The sequence below is a fragment of the Halopseudomonas sp. genome, from assembly GCF_041579695.1.
Lineage (GTDB): Bacteria > Pseudomonadota > Gammaproteobacteria > Pseudomonadales > Pseudomonadaceae > Halopseudomonas.
In genome coordinates, this window is the sequence record NZ_JBFGFI010000139.1 from 1 (window position 1) to 4634 (window position 4634).

Annotated in this window: 2 protein-coding genes; both read left to right on the forward strand. The window is 58.8% G+C overall.

Annotated elements, in window-relative coordinates; translation table 11 throughout:
- Positions 1-487: ribonuclease HII (locus ABYA88_RS15410; RefSeq protein ID WP_373188269.1), on the forward strand; the 487-nt coding region annotated here is incomplete at its 5' end.
- Between the two features lie 648 nt (positions 488-1135).
- On the forward strand, positions 1136-4634 hold a 3499-nt coding region (dnaE, locus tag ABYA88_RS15415), incomplete at its 3' end, for a DNA polymerase III subunit alpha (protein WP_373188270.1).

Here is a 4634-nt window from a genome sequence, read left to right on the forward strand (position 1 = left end):
TATCCAGGAGCGCGCGCTGGCCTGGTTCATTGCCCGCGCAGAAGTCGAAGAGATAGACCGCCTGAACATACTGCATGCAACCATGCTGGCAATGCAGCGCGCGGTAGCCGGTCTGTCGATCCAGCCGGACCGGGTATGGGTGGACGGCAATCGCTGTCCAATTCTGCCCATGCGCAGCGAGCCGGTCATCCAGGGCGACGGACGTGTTCCTGCCATTTCCGCGGCCTCAATTCTGGCAAAAGTGACCCGTGACCGCGAAATGGTGGAGTTGGATAAGGTGTATCCTGGCTATGGCATCGCCCAGCACAAGGGTTACCCGACACCCGTTCACCTGGCTGCCCTGAGAGAGCTGGGTGCCTCGGTTATCCATAGACGCTCCTTTGCGCCGGTACGACAAGCTTTGGCAGTATCTGCATTTTCCGAATCCGAGTCTCTGCAGCCACAGGGCGAAAGTCCACGCCGACACGCTGCAAGTACGTCCCTGTAAGCTCGTCGATGGCATCCCTGCCATCGACGGTCGGCTTAGTCCTCTCGCCCTGAATCTGCTACTAGCTAATGAGCTGCCGGTGAGAGAACCCAAAGCTTGGCCTAGGAAGGTTCTGGTTTTTGACCTTGGACAGCAAACCCCGCATCACTCCTTTGCCCGTTGAGCGCACAGCCTGGCGGGGTGGAGAAAGTGTCTGGAACAGGTCGATTATTGCTCCTGCATAATCGACACTTCCGCCATCCCTGGCGGTCGGGACTTGTGACAAGCCTCCAGGGACGGATTTACGGCGGCTTTCGGAACCCTGCCGGGCTGGGAGCTCATAGACTCGGAGTCGGCCGGGAAATGGGTTCTGGTAGTGGCTGCGTGAAGGTCAAAATGGATTCCCGCCTTCGCCGGAATGACGGGGTGAGGACTGTCTAAGTGCCAGGCTGGGAGCAATTGGCATCGGGCTCGATCAGACCGATTCTGGTTTGGGCGGCGGACTAAAAATCCATCTCCCGCAAGGCTGGGAGCAATGAGCACCAGTCAGCCGTCACGACAACAAGCCTACGTCGCCGAACAGAGAACCCGAGGCACAGTCTGCTAGCCCCCAACTCCCCCCACCGTTACAATCCCAACCTTGAAGCAGTCTCCAGAAACAGGAATACCATGACCCACTCCTTCGTCCACTTGCGCGTCCACAGCGAGTATTCACTGGTCGACGGCATCGTACGGATCAAGCCGCTGATCAAGGCCGTGGCAGCGCAGGAGATGCCTGCAGTCGCAGTAACCGACCAGAACAACATGTGCAGCCTAGTCAAATTCTACAAGGCTGCGATGGCCGGTGGGATCAAACCGATCTCCGGCGTTGATATCTGGCTGGTCGGGCAGAATGATGAGAGCCAGCTGACCCGCCTCAGCCTGCTGGCAATGAACCGCAACGGCTATCGCAATCTGACCGAGCTTATCTCCCGCGGCTACACCGAAGGCCAGCGCAACGGCGTGGTGACCATCCGCCGCGAATGGGTCGAACAATCCAGTGAAGACGTCATTGCATTGTCCGCAGCCCGAGAAGGCGAGATCGGTCAGTCACTGCTATCGAATAATCCGCAGGAAGCCGACGCACTGCTGCAATACTGGATGCAGGTGTTCCCCGGACGTTTCTATCTCGAACTGCAGCGCACCAGCCGTCCCAACGACGAAGAGCACCTGCACGCATCGGTCGCGATGGCAGCGAAACATGACTGCCCGGTAGTGGCGACCAACGACGTGCGCTTTCTCAAGCGGGAAGATTACGAAGCCCACGAAACCCGCGTCTGCATCGGCGAAGGTCGCGCGCTGGACGATCCGCGGCGGGTCCGCCAGTACAGCGAAGAACAGTATCTGAAAACGCCCGAGGAAATGGCCGAACTGTTCAGTGACATCCCCGAGGCTTTGGCCAACAGCGTCGAGATCGCCAAACGGTGCAATATCGACGTGCAGCTGGGCAAGAACTTCCTGCCGGCATTCCCCACGCCCGATGGTATGAGTGAGGCCGACTTCTTCCGCAAGGTCTCCTTCGAAGGCCTCGATGAGCGCCTCAAGGTCGTGTTGCCACCGGATTCTGAGGATTACGAGGCGCGGCGGCAGGTCTATGTTGACCGGTTGAATTTCGAACTGGATATCATTATCCAGATGGAATTTCCGGGTTACTTCCTGATCGTGATGGATTTCATAAAATGGGCCAAGAACAACGGGGTGCCGGTGGGGCCGGGCCGTGGCTCAGGCGCAGGCTCACTGGTCGCCTACTCGCTGCTGATTACCGATCTTGACCCGATGCAGTATGACCTGCTGTTCGAACGCTTCCTCAATCCAGAGCGGGTATCCATGCCCGACTTCGACGTCGACTTCTGCATGGAAGGGCGCGATAGGGTGATCGAGTATGTCGCCCAGACCTATGGCCGCAACGCGGTATCGCAGATCATCACCTTCGGCACCATGGCGGCCAAGGCGGTAGTGCGTGACGTGGCGCGGGTGCAGGGTAAGTCCTACGGGCTGGCCGACAAACTGTCGAAGATGATTCCGTTCGAAGTGGGTATGACCCTGGCCAAGGCCTTCGAGCAGGAAGATATTCTGCGCGACTTTCTCGCCAATGATGAAGAAGCCCAGGAAATCTGGGACATGGCGCTCAAGCTTGAGGGTATTACCCGGAACGTCGGCAAGCACGCCGGCGGGGTCGTCATCGCACCGACCAAGCTGACCGACTTCTCGCCATTGTATTGCGACGAGGCGGGTGGCGGCCTGGTAACTCAGTTCGACAAGGATGATGTGGAGTCCGCTGGCCTGGTCAAGTTCGACTTCCTAGGCCTGCGTACGCTGACGATCATTGACTGGGCGATGGACACCGTTAACCGCGTGCGCGCGAAGACCGGTGGCGAACCGCTGGATATCAACTTCATCCCGCTGGACGATCAGCCCACCTTCAAGATGTTGCAAAAGGCCGAGACTACCGCTGTATTCCAGCTGGAATCACGCGGGATGAAAGAGCTGATCAAGAAGCTCAAGCCCGACTGCCTGGAAGACCTGATCGCCCTGGTGGCCCTGTTCCGGCCCGGTCCGTTGCAGTCAGGCATGGTTGACGACTTCATCAACCGTAAACACGGTCGCGAAATCCTCTCCTATCCGCATCCGAACTATCAGCTCGACAGCCTCAAGCCAGTACTCGGACCTACCTATGGCATCATCCTGTACCAGGAGCAGGTGATGCAGATCGCCCAGGTGATGGCCGGCTATACCCTCGGTGGAGCAGACATGCTGCGCCGCGCGATGGGCAAGAAAAAGCCCGAGGAAATGGCCAAACAGCGCCAGATCTTCCTCAAGGGTTGCGAAACAAACGGTATTGACCCGGATCTGGCAGGCAACATCTTTGATCTGGTAGAGAAATTTGCCGGTTACGGTTTCAACAAATCGCACTCGGCGGCCTATGGCCTGGTGTCATACCAGACCGCATGGCTGAAGGCGCACTATCCGGCGCCGTTCATGGCGGCGGTGCTGTCGGCGGATATGCATAACACCGACAAGGTGGTCACGCTGATTGAAGAGTGTCGCAGCATGAAGCTGCGCCTCAAGTCGCCGAATGTGAATATCTCGGAATACAAGTTCACCGTCGATGACGAGGGCGATGTTGTTTACGGTCTGGGCGCGATCAAGGGCGTGGGCGAAGGCCCGGTTGAGACCATTGTCGAGAAGCGCAAAGACGGCGGGCCCTTCATCGACCTGTTCGACTTCTGCGCGCGGGTAGACCTCAAGCGGATCAACAAGCGGGTAATGGAAGCGCTGATCCGCTCCGGGGCGCTGGACAGCCTGGGGCCGTTCTTCGATGCCGATCAGCAGAGTTTCCTCAAGCAGGTGGATCGGAATCGCGCGGCGCTGATGGCAGCGATGGAAGAGGCCATAGCTTCGGCTGAACAGACGGCCAAGAGCGCTGACAGCGGGCACGCTGATCTTTTCGGCGAACTGCTCGGCCCATCCACTGACCGTGATGTTTATGAAGCCTATAGACAATCCCGTGAGTGGTCGTTCAAGGAGCGCCTGCGCGGCGAAAAAGAGACCTTGGGGCTGTATCTGACCGGTCACCCGATTGACGAATACGAAAGAGAGATCCGGCGTTTTGCCCGTCAGCGGATCATCGACTTGAAGCCCTCGCGGGACAGCCAGACGATTGCCGGCCTGGTCTTCGATCTGCGGGTAATGAAGAGCAAGCGCGGCGACAAGATGGGATTTGTCACCCTGGATGATCGTTCCTCGCGAATCGAGGTCTCACTTTATGCCGAGGCTTATCAGTCGGCCCAGGCACTGTTGCAGAAGGACGCGCTGCTGGTGGTGGAGGGAGAAGTCTCCCAGGATGATTTCTCCGGCGGATTGCGCATGCGCGTGAAGCGGGTGATGAGTCTGGAAGACGCGCGCACCAGCCTGCTTGATAGCGTACGGATCAGTCTCGACACCAGCCGCCACGGCCCGGAAAGCCTCGGCCAGATAGCTGGGCTGCTACAGAAATACCCTGGAAATTGCGCGGTCACCGTAGACCTGCAACGCCCCGACGCAGCCGCCGAGCTGCGCCTGGGCGAGACCTGGCGGGTCGAGCCGGCTGATGACCTGGTGCAAGGATTGCGTGACCAGCTGGGTAAAA